This is a genomic window from Qipengyuania pacifica (assembly GCF_019857205.1).
GTDB classification, from domain to species: domain Bacteria; phylum Pseudomonadota; class Alphaproteobacteria; order Sphingomonadales; family Sphingomonadaceae; genus Qipengyuania; species Qipengyuania pacifica.
Window position 1 is genome coordinate 54,439 of sequence record NZ_JAHWXO010000001.1, and the last position, 14,762, is coordinate 69,200.

The following is a 14,762-nucleotide window of genomic DNA, read 5'->3' on the forward strand; positions in this document are numbered from 1 at the left end:
CCTCACTCCGTCAAAGCCGGTGCATCCCTCGAATAGGTGGTGGTATCGGCTAGTCCCGCTTCGGCAAAGCCTTTTCGGCGCAGCCGGCACGAATCGCACGCGCCGCATGCCTCGCCCTCTGGCGTCGGATCGTAGCACGACCAGCTCCATGAAGGATCGAGACCGAGCCGATCGCATTCCAGTGCGATATCCGCTTTCGACATATGTTGAAGCGGCGCATGGATCGTGAATGGCCGTCCCGCAACACCCTGCTTCGTGCCGAGCCGTGCCGTTTCTGCAAAGCTGGCAATGAATTCCGGCCGGCAATCCGGGTAGCCCGAATAATCGAGCGCATTGACGCCGATGAATATGTCGCGAGAGTTCGACGTTTCGGCGAACGCCGTCGTCAGTGCCAGGAAAACGAGGTTGCGCGCCGGCACATAGGTGATGGGTATATCCTCCCCCTCGCCGATACCGCCCTTGGGTACATCGATGTCGTCAGTCAGGGCCGATCCGCCGAACTGCCGCAGATCCAGCGGCAATTCGACGTGACGTTTCACGCCGAGCTTTTCTGCAATCGAGCGCGCCGATTGCAGTTCGCGGATATGCCGCTGACCATAATCGATCGTCAGCGCGTGCACCGCCATCCCGCGTTCGCGCGCGATAGCAGCAGTGACCATGGAATCGAGCCCGCCGGAAAGCAGGACCACGGCGGGGCCGGATGTGTCTGTTTCACTCATAGGGCTCCGCTATGCGCGAAGCAGCAGACCTGCAAGTGGGCCGCTCAGTTACATCTACCCGTCTGGCGTGCTTCGGCCGTGAACTGGAATGGCTTCCCGTCGGCAATTCCCTGGCTATCGATCTGCACCAAGCTGGGCGATTCCTTGCGGATATGAGTGCGGCCATAGCCATTGCCGCGGCACGTATACTGTACCGTCACATTACGATCCGCGTCTTCAACCACGAAGCGGTTGCAATTGCCGCCGCTGTGGCGAAGCCGGATGAATTCGCGCCCCGAGCGAATGCAGACCTTGCGCATGCTGTTATCGTCGCGGAAACGGACTTCCCATCCGCCGCGATCCAGCGTGTCGAGCATGGCAAGCGATGCCTGCGCCAGTGCAGGCGATGCCAGCCCCGCAAACGGGACCAGTAAAGCAGCCATCAGGACAGCCCGGGTACGAGCCATATCATTCCACCTTTCGTCAGACGACGCGTGTTGTCTCTGATCTTTCGTACATCAAGATAGCGATGAACCGTTGTATAGCAACGACACGCCGATCAAATTTCGATGCCGAACTGTTTCGAACAGAATGCACAGTCTACGAGGACGATCCCGTTTTCATCGCGCATCTCGGCGCGCTGGTCTTCGGGAAAGCGCTCCAGAACATCCTTGTAATGTTCGACCGAGCACCTGCATCCACGACCGATGGCGGCCCCGGGTTGAACGAGAACTTGATCTTCTTCGTGGAACAACCGCCAGGCGATCGCTTCAAGCGAAAGTTCGGGATCGAGCAGTTCTTCGTGCCGTAGCGATCCAGCGAGAATTGCAACATGTTCCCATTCGGGATGATCCAGCTTGGCATGAAGCCGCTCGCGCCCTTCTTCGCCCTCGGGGAGATGCTGCACGAGCAGTCCTGCCGCCTTTACCCCGGCGCCATCTGAGCGCACGGCGCATCTGATCAGCGTCGGCACCTGTTCTGATTGGTAGAAATAGCGCTCGCACGCTTCCGCAAGACTATCGCCTTCGAGGGGAACGATACCCTGATATCGCCCCTGCCCCCCGACGAGATCGAAGGTTATGGCAAGATATCCTTTGCCGAATAGCGCGAAAAGCGAAGGGTTGGCACCGAGTTCCGCAAGTTTACCCTCGTCGAACTCGACATAGCCTCGCAGTTCGCCGCCTTTGTAATCGCAGACCAGCAGGCTTACGGCGCCCGCTTCGGTCTGGGCCTGCATCGTAACTTGCGACCCGTCATCCTTCACCAGCCCGCCGATCAGCACGGCTAGCACAAGCGCTTCGGCGAGAAGATGAGTAACGGGCGCCGGATAGTCATGCGCGGCAAGGATCTCGTCTAGCACATCGTCGAGCCGCACCAGACGGCCCCGCGCGTGGCGCGCAGGGATCGTGAAGGCCAGCAGACGACCAGTGTAGGTTTCTTCGTTTTTGGAGGAGGTAGCGTTCATGCCCGCCATATGGGGCGGGCTGTGGAAAATGGTAGGGTTCGGAAATTTCGCGTCAGATACGGTCGAAACACCAGAGGAGGACCGACTTTTGCGCGTGAATGCGATTTTCGGCCTCGTCGAAAACGACGGATTGCTCGCCCTCGAAGACCTCTTCGCTCACTTCTTCGCCGACGTGGGCCGGCAGGCAATGCAGGAATTTCGCATCGGGCTTGGCCGCCCCCATGAGGCTTTGCGAAACCTGAAACGGCGCCATCGCCGCCAGCTTGTTGTGGACGTGCTCCTGCCCCATGGAAATCCAGGTATCCGTGACCACGATGTCGGCCCCGACTACCGCTTCTTTAGCATCCTGCGTCAATGTTACCGTGGCACCGCCACTGCGCGCCCTTTCGACGAATTCGGTTTCCGGCTCATACCCCTGCGGAATGCCGACGCGGACGTTGAACTTCATCAGTCCCGCAGCTTCGAGAATGGAATGAAGCACATTGTTGCCGTCGCCCAGCCAGGCCATTTCCAACCCGGGCAATGCCTTGCCATGTTCGACCACGGTCAGGAGATCGGCGACGATCTGGCACGGGTGCGAGCGGTCCGTCAGGCCGTTGATCACCGGAACGGTCGCATGGCGCGCCATTTCCAGAGCCTTGTCGTGATCGTCGGTCCGGATCATGATCGCATCGACCATCCGGCTGAGCACGCGCGCCGTGTCGGCGATGCTTTCACCCCGGCCCAGCTGGCTCGTACCGGAATCCAGGATAAGCGCCGATCCGCCCAGTTGGCGCATGGCGATATCGAAACTCACCCGCGTACGGGTGGAGCTCTTCTCAAAGATCATCCCCAGCACATGACCAGCAAGCGGCGCATCGGCATCGGGCCTGCCCTTGGCCCAGCCCAATCGCGCCGCCTTGCGGTCCTGCGCATCGTTGATCATGGCGGCAATCGCGTCCCCGCCTGCATCGGAAAGATCGAGGAAGTGCCGCATTGCCATAACCCTATCAGCCTGCCGGATCGTAACTTGCGGCACCAGCCGAAAGCTTGTCGAAGAATTCGTCGAATTCTGCATCACCGGCTACCAGCGGCGGAAGAACGCGGAGCGTGTTGTCGCCTGCGGCCACCGTCAGAAGCTGGTGATTGTCGCGCAGGTGCACGAAGAACGGGCGGCTCTCGACCTTCATCTTGAGCCCCAGCATCAGCCCCTTGCCGCGAACCAGTTCGAACAGGTCGGGATAGTTGCCAATGAACTGCTCAAGGCGCGAACGCAGCCGTTCGCCTTTCTCCGTAACTTCGGCGAGGAATTCATCATTCGCTACAGCGTCCATCACCGCGGTGCCTGCGGCCATGGCGAGCGGATTACCGCCATAGGTCGATCCGTGCGTGCCGAAGCCCATGCCCCGCGCGGCCTTTTCGGTCGCAAGGCAGGCCCCGAGCGGGAACCCGCCGCCGATACCCTTGGCGGTCGCCATGATATCCGGCTCTATCCCGTAGTGCTCGTAAGCGTACAGCTTGCCGGTGCGCGCCACGCCGCACTGAACCTCGTCGAAGATCAGCATCAGATCGTTCTCATCGGCAAGCGCGCGCAGACCGTGCATGAATTCATCGCTGGCAGGGCGGATACCGCCTTCGCCCTGGATCGGTTCGACGAGGAAGCCGGCCGTCTTGTCGCTCATCAGCGACTTGGCATGTTCGAGATTGTCGAACTCGGCATACTGGAAGCCTGCGAGCAGGGGCATGAAACCCTTGTGCATCTTTTCCTGATTGGACGCGCTGATGGTCGCCATAGTGCGGCCATGGAAAGCATTCGTGAAGGTGATCAGTTCGGTCCGATTGCCATCGCCATCTTCATGCTGATGGTAGGCACGTGCCGTCTTGATCGCGGCCTCGACCGCTTCGGCGCCGGAATTGGTGAAAAAGACTGTGTCGGCAAAGGTCTTGTCGACCAGACGCTGCGCCAGCGCCTCGCCCTGCGGGCTGCCGTAAAGGTTGGAGACGTGCATCAGCGTCTCTGCCTGCTGCTGGATTGCGCCGATCAGGCCCGCATGGCTGTGACCGAGCAGATTGACCGCAATGCCGCTGGCGAAATCGAGGTAACGCGTGCCGTCTTCGTCGATCAGATGGCAATGCTCACCCTTGACCGGGCGAACGCCGCAGCGGGGATAGACGGGCATTAGCGGTGAAATCGACATAGGGCCTCCTGCTGCGCCTCTTGGCGGGCGCGTTTCAACTTCAAAGACAAATGGCGGTCCCTTGAGGAACCGCCATCTGCGTGTTTGCCAGCGATCTATTGCGTCGCGCCTTGCGGGTCAAACCCCCAAGACGGCCTGCTCTTCTCAGTCCTGTGCGGGGACGAGGTTGACCGCCGAATATTTGCCGCGTCGGTCGACTTCGAGATCGAATTCGAACCGTTCGCCTTCGTTGATGCCGGCAAGACCCGAACGTTCGACTGCGCTGATGTGAACAAACGCATCCGGCTGGCCATCGTCGCGGGTCAGGAAGCCGAAGCCCTTCATCGAATTGAAGAACTTGACCGTGCCCGTTGCCTTTTCGCCGGTCAGTTCGCGCCGGGGTGCCGCCTCGCGTTCACCGCCACGCTCGCCGCGGTCACCGCCGCGCGACTGCACGGGAATGACGTCGCCAACGACCTGAAGATCCTGTGCGGATACCTTCCCGCCGCGATCCACGAGGTTGAACTCCAGTTCCTGCCCTTCGGCCAGGCCTTCGAGCCCTGCACGTTCGACTGCGCTGATGTGCACGAACACATCTTCGCCGCCGCTATCCTGCTGGATGAAGCCAAAGCCCTTCTGGCCGTTGAAGAATTTCACCGTACCCTTGCCGGTGCCGACGACCTGTGCCGGCATGCGGTTGAAGCCGCCGCCACCACCGCCGCCGCCGCCGCCGCGATTGCCGCCACCGAAACCGCCACCGCGATTCCCGCCGCCAAAGCCGCCGCGATCACCGCCGCCGAACCGATCGCCCTGGAACGCCTCGTGCGGAGTGAAATCGCCCGGGGGGCCACCGAAACTATCGAAATTATCTTCCCCGAAACCGTCGCGTTTGTCCTTTCCGCGGCGGCGTCCTCTGTCGTAACCCATAACTCGAACAATACCTTGTCGTGCAGCCGCAAATCAGAAGCCACCGATACGAGGACTGCATGCCGTATCGACGCGGGCGGGCACGTAACCCTCCCTTTATGGAGCCATCATAGCGCGAAAGATCGTCAGGTGCGAATGATTTACGTGCAACAGTGAGCAAACCCTACAATTGTGACATTTTCGCATAGAAGATATTGCGCAAAACACATCTTGAACGAAGCGAAGGGCGCAGGCAGAGGCGCATCGATGGAATTTTTGACCCTTCTTTCGGACCCGTCTGCATGGCTGGCGCTCCTGACCCTCATCGCGCTCGAGGTCGTGCTGGGCGTCGACAACCTGATCTTCATCGCGATCCTTTCGAACAAGTTGCCCGAACACCAGCAGCAGCGCGCTCGCCGGATCGGGCTGACACTCGCGCTCGTCATGCGGATCGGCCTGCTGATGCTCATCGGCTGGCTCGTCACATTGCAGACGCCGATCTTCGATCTCGGGCTGGTCGGTGCGCCGAACGAATACGGCAAGCCGAGTTTCGAAACCGCCTTTTCCGGGCGCGACCTTATCCTGCTGGTGGGCGGCCTTTTCCTGTTGTGGAAGGCGACCAAGGAAATCCATCACGCGATGGAACCGGAAGACAATTCGGGCGAACTGCTGGACAAGACGCCCGGCGCGGGCGACGCGGCCAAGGCGACGTTCGGCACCGTCATCGCGCAGATCGTCGCTATCGATATCGTATTCTCGGTCGATTCGATTCTTACGGCCGTCGGCATGACGGACCAGATCCCGATCATGGTCACCGCGGTCGTCATCACGGTCGGGATAATGCTGGTGGCAGCCGACCCGCTGGCCAAATTCATCGAGAAGAACCCGACGCTGGTCATGCTCGCCCTTGCCTTCCTGGTCATGATCGGGCTCGTGCTGATCGCCGATGGCTTCGGCTTTCATGTGCCCAAGGGTTATATCTATGCCGCCATGGGCTTTTCGGTCGGAGTCGAAATTCTCAACATCGTTCAGCGCAAGCGCCGTGCGGCGAAATCAAATCCTGTCTAGGAACCCCATCATGAGCGAATTCCGCAAACTGTCCGACAGCTTCTATGCCAGCCCCCAGGTAACGCCGCAGGAAATCTCCGAAGCGGCAGCGATGGGCATCACGCTGGTGGTCAACAATCGTCCCGACGGCGAAGCGCCGGACCAGCCTGAGGGCGCGGCTATCGAGGCGGCAACCCGTGCAGCCGGGATGGATTACCTCGCCATCCCGATCGGTAGCGCCGGCTTCAGCGAACCGCAGGTCGAGCAGTTGCAGGATGCGCTTGCCGCTGCAAGCGGGCCGGTGCTCGGCTTTTGCCGTTCGGGCACGCGCTCGACCCTGCTCTGGTCGCTCGCACGCGCACGGACGGGCGAGGACCCGGAAGAAATCAGCGAAGCTGCAGCCTCGGCCGGTTACGACGTCAGCCCGGTTCGCCCGGCCATGGACATGTTCGCCGCCAGCGCCCGCAGCTGATCATTTGCGATAATCGAGCGGCGGGGCGCGATCGCCGAGCAGCGATTCGTAGACGTAATCCTCGCCGCGCGCCGCAATGAATTCCGCCTTGGCGGTCTCGCGCAATTGCGGGTTGGTATAAAGTTCTACCGCAGCGAGCATCATCGCCTTCGCCGCATGCTGGGTGCCTTTGGCACCATAGCTGTGGCCGCTTGCGGCGACTGCCTGCCAGCTATGCGCCGCCGTTCCCGGAACCCAAGTGGCGGTGCGCACGCTGACGGTCGGCACGGCCCGGCTGACATCGCCGACGTCGGTCGATCCGTATCCCGTAAGTACCGCGTAATCTTCGATCTGCGCCGCTTCCGCCAGCTCTGGCGCGTCGTCGCCTAGGCTTTCGCGAATCGTGGCGGCCCAGGCCAATTCATCTGCAGTGTATTTGAGCGGCTCGAGCTGACGCAGCTTGGCGTCCATCATTTTCTGCAGCGATTCGACCGGCAGCGTGGGGTTGTTGCCGTGGATGATCTCCCAGTCCACTTCGGTCCCCGTCCCCATCGCGGCACCCTTGGCCGCCGCCTCCAGGCGAGGCCACAAGGCCCGCACTTCGTCCGCATCGGAATGACGCACGTAATAGAATACTTCGGCGAAATCGGGGACGACATTGGGCGCCTTGCCACCATCGGTGATGACATAATGGATGCGCGTATCCATCGATGTGTGTTCGCGCATCATATTGACCATCATGTTCATCGCCTCGACCCCGTCGAGTGCGCTTCGCCCACGCTCCGGTGCACCGGCGGCATGGGCCGAAACACCGCGGAACCGGAACTTGCCCGACCGGTTGGCGAGGCTCATCCGCGATGCGGCGGAATTGCGGTCCGCCGGATGCCAGTCGATCACGAAGTCGGCATCGTCGAACAGGCCCGCCCGCGCCATATAGACCTTGCCCGATCCGCCTTCTTCGGCAGGCGTCCCATACAGGCGTACGCGTCCCGGTGTGCCGGTCGCCTCCAGCCAGTTGCGGATGGCGATTGCCGCACTGAGAGAGCCGGCGCCGAACAGATTGTGCCCGCAGGCATGGCCGGCATGCTTGTCCGCAACCGGATCACGCGTCGGCTCGGCGGACTGGGTGATTCCGGGCAAGGCGTCGAATTCCGCCAGCAGCCCGATGACAGGACCGCCTTCGCCCCATTCCGCGATGAAGGCGGTCGGAATGTCGGCAACGCCCGGCCGGATCGTGAATCCTTCCTTTTGCAGTTCGTCGACCAGCAACCCGCTGGAGCGCGTTTCGAGATAACCCAGTTCCGCAAATTGCCATATCTGCTGGGCCACGCGCTCGGTGCGTTCTGCCTCCGCTTCCACCTGCGCGATGGGGTCGGCGGTCTGCGCACACACGGGCGCTGCGATGAGCGCCGCGCCGGCAGCGAGGATGGCGATCGGTTTCATGTTTTTCTCCCTGTTGCGGCCTGCTTGCCGCAAAGCGCGGCGCGTGCCAACGTCTGCCGCATGGAATTGCCACCGGCCCTGCTCCAGTTCCTCGGATCCCTGGCGGCGATCTTCGCGCTGGCCGGCGTGGCCGTGTGGCTGAAACTGGGCCCCGCCCCCCGCCTCGCCGATGAAACGGAAGCCCGGATTGCTGCCGAAGAGGCCGTCAGCGGTTTTGAACCGGTCGCGATCGGGCTGGATCGCGATGGCCGCGGCGCATTGTTGCGCGACGCTGCCGGGCGCGTACTGCTCCTGCGCCCGCATGGCGTGCATTTCGCGGGCCGGATCCTGTCGGGCGCCGCCAGTGTTCGGCGCGATGGCGACATGCTCGTCATCGACACTGCGGAAAGGCGTTACGGCGCGGCGCGGTTGGCGCTCGATGACGCTTCCGCTTGGGTCGATGCAATAGAAGCGGTAAAGAGCTGATCGCCATGCCCGATTTCTCGCCTACCGAACTGGCAGTACCCGGCTTCATCGCTCTCGTGCTGATGGAGATGGTCTGGGCCTGGCGTAAACGCCCCGACGCCTATGAACCAAGGGATACGCTCACCAGCCTTGCCTTCGGTCTCGGCAGCACCGTGGCTGGCCTGCTCTCCGGCGGGGTGTTTCTCGCGCTGTTCATCTGGCTTTGGCAGTTTCGCCTGTTCGATGTGCCGTGGACCTGGTGGGCCTTTGTCCTGTGCTTCGTGCTCGACGACCTGAAATATTACTGGGTACACCGTTTCGGCCACCGCGTCCGCTGGTTCTGGGCGAGCCATGTGAACCACCACTCGAGCCAGCACTACAATCTCTCAACCGCACTGCGGCAGACGTGGACCGGCTTTCTCACGCTGGGGTTCGCCTTCGCGCTCCCGCTGGTCCTTCTTGGCTTTCATCCCGTCATGATAGCCATCTGCAGCGGGTTCAACCTGATCTACCAGTTCTGGATTCACACCGAAGCGATCAATCGCATGCCACGCTGGTTCGAAGCAGTGATGAACACGCCCAGCCATCACCGCGTCCACCATGCGACCAATCCGCGCTATCTCGATCGCAACTATGCCGGCGTCTTCATCGTCTGGGACAAGATGTTCGGCACCTTCGAGCCGGAGGTGAAAGGCGAAAAGATCCGGTACGGCATCGTCAAACAACTCGGCAGCTTCAATCTGGTCTGGGCGGTGTTCCATGAATGGGTGGGCATTGTGCAGGATATGTGGCGAGCGCCATGGAAGCACAAATTGTCCTATCTCTTGCGCGAACCCGGCTGGACCCATGACGGAAGCCGCGAAACGTCCGACCAGATAAGGGCGCGCTGGCTGGAACGGCAGGGCATGCAGGAAAATTCCGTTTCATCGGAAAACCCGATTGCGGGCGAGGCGGAGCCTGCCTAACCTCTCCGGTGGAGAGGAGTACCCATGGACGAATTCGATGTCATCGTGATTGGCGGCGGCAGCGGCGGGAGCGCCGTTGCAGGGCGGTTGGCGCAAGCCGGCAAGAGCGTCTGCCTGCTGGAGGCCGGAGGCCGGAACAACGGCATGCTGGTCAAGACGCCCGGCTTCATGCCCTTCCTGCGCGACGCGCAGAATTACCGGTTCGAAACCGTTCCGCAGAAAGGCCTGAACGGACGGGTTGGCTACCAGCCGCGCGGGCGGGGCCTGGGTGGATCCTCGGCGATCAATGCCATGATCTATATCCGCGGCAATCGCTGGGATTACGACAATTGGGCAGCGCTGGGCTGCCGCGGCTGGGCCTATGACGACGTGCTCCCCTATTTCAAACAGGCCGAACACAATGTGCGCGGCGCTGATGAATTTCACGGCGCCTCGGGCCCCTTGTGGGTGAGCGACCAGAAATGGGCCAATCCGGGCAGCCTTGCCTTTGTCGAGGCAGCGACCGAACTGCAATTGCCCCGCAACGCCGATTTCAACGATGACCGGCAGGAAGGTTTCGGCCTTTATCAGGTTACCCAGAAGGACGGGGAACGCTGGTCGGCCGCGCGAGCCTATGTGGAGCCGTTAAGGGGCTCGCGGAATCTGGACGTCCGCATCGGCGTCAGCGTGCAAAAGCTCGATATCGAGGAAGGTCGTGTCACCGGCGTGACCTATACGGTCGGCGACAGGCAGCGACAGGTGAAGGCCCGCGGCGCCGTGGTGCTGTCGGCTGGCGCCTTCAATTCGCCGCAGATATTGATGCTTTCCGGGATCGGGCCCGCCGCCCATCTAAAGGATCATGGCATCGACGTGGTGATCGACAAGCCGGCCGTGGGCAGCGACCTGCAGGATCATGTCGACTACGTCTCCAGCTGGCAGACCGAAAGCCGGGACTTCATCGGTGACAGTCTGGCCGGCACCATCCGTATGGCCAAGGCCATTCTCGAACATCGGCGCAAGCGCACGGGTATCATGACCACGCCCTATGCCGAGGCAGGCGGTTTCTGGAAGGTCATGCCCGATGCCCCGGCCCCGGACGTGCAGTGGCACTTCGTCCCTGCCATGCTGGAAGACCATGGCCGAACCAAGGTGAAAGGCCACGGCTTCTCGCTGCACGCCTGTGTGCTGCGTCCCGAAAGTCGCGGGACCGTTCGCCTTGCCGGGCGAGATGCGCAGCACGCTCCGCTGATCGATCCCAATTTCCTCGACGATGATCGCGACATGGCAATCCTGCGCGAAGGCGTGCGGCTGTCCCATCGGATCGTCGCTTCGCCCAGCATGGCGCAATACGCGCCACAGGACCGCTACCCCATCGATCTCGACAATGATGCGCAGCTCGACGATCTCATCCGCAATCGTGCCGATACGGTCTATCACCCCGTCGGCACTTGCCGGATGGGGGCGGATGAAGATGCCGTGGTCGATCCGACCCTGAAGGCTCGCGGGGTGGATGGGCTTTATGTGGCCGATGCCAGCGTCATGCCGCGGCTGGTCAGCGGAAACACGAATGCGCCCAGCATCATGATCGGGGAACGCTGCGCCGATTTCGTGATGGCAGCCCTGGCCGCTTAGGACGCCACCGCCCTTCTCTATCCGAAAGCCCGGCGGATACGAAAAAAGGGGCCGGAGACTAATCTCCGGCCCGGTAAAGTCGGTGTTCGCAGGAGGAACACGGTTAGACGGGGGCACCCGAGGAGAGGAGAGAGAGAGTAGGCGCCCCCGCCAAGCTTCGAATTCAGTTGTAGGCACGTTCCCCATGCTCGCCGATGTCCAGGCCGTCGCTTTCGACTTCCGGGGTGACCCGCAGACCGGTGATGACCTTGGTAATGAGCGTCGCGATCACGGTTCCGACCGTTGCCCAAACGATGGCGACGACCACGGCGACGACCTGCGTCGTTACCTGAGCCCCCATCGCATATTCTGCTGCATCGCCGGGTCCGCCAAGCGCGGGCGAGTAGACGATACCCGTGCCGATCGCGCCGACGATGCCCGCAATGCCGTGGATCCCGAACACGTCCAGCGCATCGTCGTAACCCAGCTTCGGCTTGAGCTTGGCGACTGCGAAATACGCGATCACCGAAGCCACGATACCAAGGACCAGCGCTCCGAACGGGCCGCTGTTGCCGGCCGCCGGAGTGACGGCGACGAGACCTGCAATGATGCCCGAGGCAAAGCCCAGGGCCGATCCCTTGTGCCCGGCGAAGCGTTCCATCAGCATCCAGGCCAGGGCACCTGCTGCGGTGGCGACGAAGGTGTTGATCATGGCGAGACCGGCGGTTCCGTCCGCTTCGAGTTCCGAGCCGGCATTGAAACCGAACCAGCCGACCCACAGCAGGCCTGCGCCCACCAGCGTCAGCGTCAGGCTGTGCGGCGGCATCGGCTCTCCGGGATAGCCCTTGCGCTTGCCAAGGAACATGGCGAGCACCAGTGCCGAGACACCGGCATTGATATGCACCACGGTACCGCCGGCGAAGTCGAGCGCGCCCATTTCGAACAACAGGCCGCCGCCCGCCCACACCATATGCGCGATCGGGAAATAGACGATCGTCAGCCAGATGGCGGTAAACAGCATGGCGGCAGAGAACTTCAGCCGCTCCACCGTCGCGCCCAGCACCAGCGCAGCGGTAATCGCGGCGAAAGTCATCTGGAAGCTGACGAAGACATATTCGCTGATCACTTCATCGCTGAATGTCGCTGCAGTGCTGTCGGTCGTCACCTGGCTCAGGAACAGATTGCCCCAGCTGAAGAAGGCATTGCCTTCCGGCCCGAAGGCGGTCGAATAGCCCCACATCACCCAGATCAGCATCGCAAGGCACGCTGCCCCGCCGACCTGCGTAATGGTGGAAAGCATGTTCTTGGAGCGGGTGAGACCGCCATAGAACAGCGCGAGCCCCGGCAGGATCATCAGCAGTACCAGGATTGTGGCCGTCATCATCCAGGCATTGTTGCCGGGGTTGGGCACGGCAGCGGCAGCTTCGGCAGCCTCCTGGGCGAAAGCCGCGACCGGCGTAAGCAGCGCGATGCCGGTAGCAACGCTGCGAGAAAGTGTTCGAAACATCATGGGTCCCATCCTGTCCGTCAGAGCGCGGTGTCGCCGGTTTCGCCGGTGCGAATGCGGGTGGCGCTGGCGAGGTCGAAAACGAAGATCTTGCCGTCGCCGATCGCATCGGTGGTGGCAGTCTGCTGGATCGTCTCGACCACTTGCGGGGCGAGGTCGTCGCTCGCGGCGATCTCGAGTTTTACCTTCGGCAGCATATTGGTCGAATATTCCGCGCCGCGGTAAATCTCGGTCTGGCCCTTCTGGCGGCCGAAGCCTTTGACCTCGGTAACGGTCATTCCAGCCACCCCGATGCCCCCCAGGGCCTCGCGGACCTCGTCGAGCTTGAACGGCTTGATGACGGCGATGATGAATTTCACGCGCTCACCCCCTCGTGTGATCTACCGGCCCAAGCACCGGCATTCGCAGACGCAGCAAAGTGCGTGCCAAACACGTTTTCGGTAAGATTTGGACGATAGGCGCGGGACCGACGCAACATTCGTTGCCCGATAATTAGGCGTATGCCTATTTTTTGATCAGGGAAAGTACGGCCTTCACCGGCAAATGGTCGGACGCAACCGTCGAAAGCGCCGTGTGATGAACATCCGAAGAAACGACGTTCCAATGGGTGCTGGCCACGATCCGGTCGAGCGTCGCCACCGGCTGCCTGCTCGGATAGCTGCGCCCCGGCGTGACGATATGCCAGCCTTGCGCAAATTCACGCATGGCCCCTGTCTGGCGGCCCCATTGGTTGAAATCGCCCATGATCACCGTCGGTAAGTTGCGCTCGCAGGCATTGCAGAACCCCAGCAACGAACGGATCTGGTCGCGTCGCCGGAGACCCGACAGGTCGAGATGTGTTCCGATCACACGCAGGCTGCGCCCCTCGACAACGATTTCTCCGCAGGCCGCGCCGCGCGGCTCGATGGTCGGCAGATCCAGCGCCTCGCCCGATACGATGTCGATCCCGCGGCGGACGAGCAGGGCATTGCCATGCCAGCCGATGCTGCGCGGCCGCTTCGCCACCTCGATCACACGCCAGCGCGTATCGTCGATATCGGCACGTGGCAGCACGCTGGCGCGCTCGCCGATGCGCCGGTCCGCTTCCTGCAGCGCAATGATGTCGGCATCGATCTCGTGCAGGACCGACAGGATGCGTTCGGGGTCGCGCCTGCGGTCGAGCCCGACGCCCTTGTGGATGTTGTAGCTGGCGAAAGTAAGCTGCACCGTATCAGAGGAACTCGCGGATCGTCTTCATGAAACGGTCGAACTGATCGTGATGCAGCCAGTGGCCGGCATTCTCGAATTCGATCACCTCGGCATTGTTGAAATGGTCCAGCCGGCCATCCCCTTCCGGGTTGGAGGCCCAGCTATCCGCGCCATACAGCAGCAATGTCGGCGCCGTGATCGCGGCCCAGGTCTGGTGCTGGAACTCGTCCGCCACATCTTCCACGCCCCATACATTCAGATGCGGGTCGAACTTCCAGCTATAGGTGCCGTCCTCGTTCTTGTTCACGCCGTGCAGCGTCAGATGGCGCGCCTGGTCTTCGGTGAGGAACTTGTTCTCCTCGATCATCCGGCGAAAGGCCGCCTCGATGCTTTCGTATTTGCGCGGGATGCGGCCCGATGCAGCGCGTTTCTTGCCGATCCATTCGGCCATCCGTTCGGGGTATGGCGTTTCGCGCTGCTCGGCCTGCCGCGCCGGGCTCGGGCCGAGCCCTTCGATCGCCACGATCTTGCGCACCATGTCGGGAAAGGTCCCGGCATAACGCAGGGCGACGTTTCCGCCCATCGAATGGCTCACGATCGTCACCGGCCCCCGGTCGAGCTGGTGGATGAACTGGGCAAGGTCATAGACCATGTCGTTGGCCATGTAATTGCCGTCGCTGACCCAGTCGGAATCGCCGTGCCCGCGGTGATCGAAAGCGGTGACGTGCCAGTCCCTGCACAGGTCTTCCGCCACCCAGTCCCAGCTGCGCGCATGGTCGCGCCCGCCGTGCACCAGCACCAGCGGCGGCGCGTCGCGATTGCCCCAATCGACATAATTGAGGCGCAGGCGCTGCGATATGAAGGTCTGCGATGTCGGTCCGGCATGTAACGTCATGCCATGG

The 14,762-nt window shown here is 62.1% G+C and carries 16 protein-coding genes; 5 read left to right on the top strand and 11 right to left on the bottom strand.

Going from position 1 to position 14,762, the window contains the following annotated elements; genetic code table 11:
- Window positions 1-2 precede the first annotated feature (2 nt).
- From queC to KYK83_RS17355, 6 genes are all read right to left on the bottom strand, one after another.
- Entirely contained in the window at window positions 3-719 is a 717-nt protein-coding gene (gene queC / locus KYK83_RS00325; RefSeq protein ID WP_222826809.1) for a 7-cyano-7-deazaguanine synthase QueC, read from the bottom strand.
- Between the two features lie 44 nt (window positions 720-763).
- Window positions 764-1,165 carry a hypothetical protein gene (locus tag KYK83_RS00330; RefSeq protein ID WP_196847373.1) on the bottom strand — a complete coding sequence of 134 codons (402 nt, stop codon included), beginning with the start codon at window positions 1,163-1,165 and terminating at the stop codon, window positions 764-766.
- 92 nt (window positions 1,166-1,257) lie between these two features.
- A complete protein-coding gene (hslO, locus tag KYK83_RS00335) occupies window positions 1,258-2,163 on the bottom strand; it encodes an Hsp33 family molecular chaperone HslO (RefSeq protein WP_196847372.1) in 906 nt (301 codons plus the stop codon).
- 52 nt (window positions 2,164-2,215) lie between these two features.
- Entirely contained in the window at window positions 2,216-3,145 is a 930-nt protein-coding gene (argF, locus tag KYK83_RS00340) for an ornithine carbamoyltransferase (protein WP_222826810.1), read from the bottom strand.
- A gap of 7 nt (window positions 3,146-3,152) precedes the next feature.
- Window positions 3,153-4,340: an aspartate aminotransferase family protein gene (locus tag KYK83_RS00345; RefSeq protein WP_196847370.1), complete on the bottom strand. Its 1,188-nt coding sequence runs from the start codon at window positions 4,338-4,340 to the stop codon at window positions 3,153-3,155.
- Between the two features lie 144 nt (window positions 4,341-4,484).
- Window positions 4,485-5,246 (bottom strand): cold-shock protein, encoded by a 762-nt coding sequence (locus KYK83_RS17355; protein ID WP_222826811.1) that lies wholly within the window; start codon window positions 5,244-5,246, stop codon window positions 4,485-4,487.
- A 246-nt stretch (window positions 5,247-5,492) separates the two neighbouring features.
- Between KYK83_RS17355 and KYK83_RS00355 the strand changes: the two genes are divergently transcribed.
- Window positions 5,493-6,293, top strand: a complete 801-nt coding sequence (locus tag KYK83_RS00355; protein WP_222826812.1) for a TerC family protein — start codon at window positions 5,493-5,495, stop codon at window positions 6,291-6,293.
- A 10-nt stretch (window positions 6,294-6,303) separates the two neighbouring features.
- Window positions 6,304-6,744: a protein tyrosine phosphatase family protein gene (locus tag KYK83_RS00360; protein ID WP_222826813.1), complete on the top strand. Its 441-nt coding sequence runs from the start codon at window positions 6,304-6,306 to the stop codon at window positions 6,742-6,744.
- Here the strand turns inward: KYK83_RS00360 and KYK83_RS00365 are convergent, their stop codons facing one another.
- Entirely contained in the window at window positions 6,745-8,166 is a 1,422-nt protein-coding gene (locus tag KYK83_RS00365; RefSeq protein WP_196847366.1) for an amidohydrolase, read from the bottom strand. It abuts the gene before it with no gap.
- Window positions 8,167-8,226: 60 nt separating this feature from the next.
- Between KYK83_RS00365 and KYK83_RS00370 the strand changes: the two genes are divergently transcribed.
- The 3 genes from KYK83_RS00370 to KYK83_RS00380 are packed head-to-tail and all read left to right on the top strand — an operon-like array spanning window position 8,227 to window position 11,186.
- The gene (locus KYK83_RS00370) at window positions 8,227-8,631 is read left to right on the top strand and encodes a hypothetical protein (RefSeq protein WP_248284171.1); all 405 of its coding nucleotides are present in this window, start codon (window positions 8,227-8,229) and stop codon (window positions 8,629-8,631) included.
- Window positions 8,632-8,636: 5 nt separating this feature from the next.
- On the top strand, window positions 8,637-9,575 hold the full coding sequence (locus KYK83_RS00375; RefSeq protein ID WP_222826814.1) for a sterol desaturase family protein: 939 nt from the start codon (window positions 8,637-8,639) through the stop codon (window positions 9,573-9,575).
- Window positions 9,576-9,599: 24 nt separating this feature from the next.
- Window positions 9,600-11,186 (top strand): GMC family oxidoreductase, encoded by a 1,587-nt coding sequence (locus tag KYK83_RS00380; RefSeq protein ID WP_222826815.1) that lies wholly within the window; start codon window positions 9,600-9,602, stop codon window positions 11,184-11,186.
- Between the two features lie 163 nt (window positions 11,187-11,349).
- Here the strand turns inward: KYK83_RS00380 and KYK83_RS00385 are convergent, their stop codons facing one another.
- The 4 genes from KYK83_RS00385 to KYK83_RS00400 form a co-directional block, all read right to left on the bottom strand.
- Window positions 11,350-12,672: an ammonium transporter gene (locus tag KYK83_RS00385; protein ID WP_248284201.1), complete on the bottom strand. Its 1,323-nt coding sequence runs from the start codon at window positions 12,670-12,672 to the stop codon at window positions 11,350-11,352.
- Between the two features lie 20 nt (window positions 12,673-12,692).
- Window positions 12,693-13,031, bottom strand: coding sequence for a P-II family nitrogen regulator (locus tag KYK83_RS00390; protein ID WP_103022754.1), 339 nt, complete (start codon window positions 13,029-13,031; stop codon window positions 12,693-12,695).
- A 145-nt stretch (window positions 13,032-13,176) separates the two neighbouring features.
- Window positions 13,177-13,878: an endonuclease/exonuclease/phosphatase family protein gene (locus tag KYK83_RS00395; RefSeq protein ID WP_196847362.1), complete on the bottom strand. Its 702-nt coding sequence runs from the start codon at window positions 13,876-13,878 to the stop codon at window positions 13,177-13,179.
- A 4-nt stretch (window positions 13,879-13,882) separates the two neighbouring features.
- On the bottom strand, window positions 13,883-14,755 hold the full coding sequence (locus KYK83_RS00400) for an alpha/beta fold hydrolase (protein WP_103022752.1): 873 nt from the start codon (window positions 14,753-14,755) through the stop codon (window positions 13,883-13,885).
- Window positions 14,756-14,762: the final 7 nt, after the last annotated feature.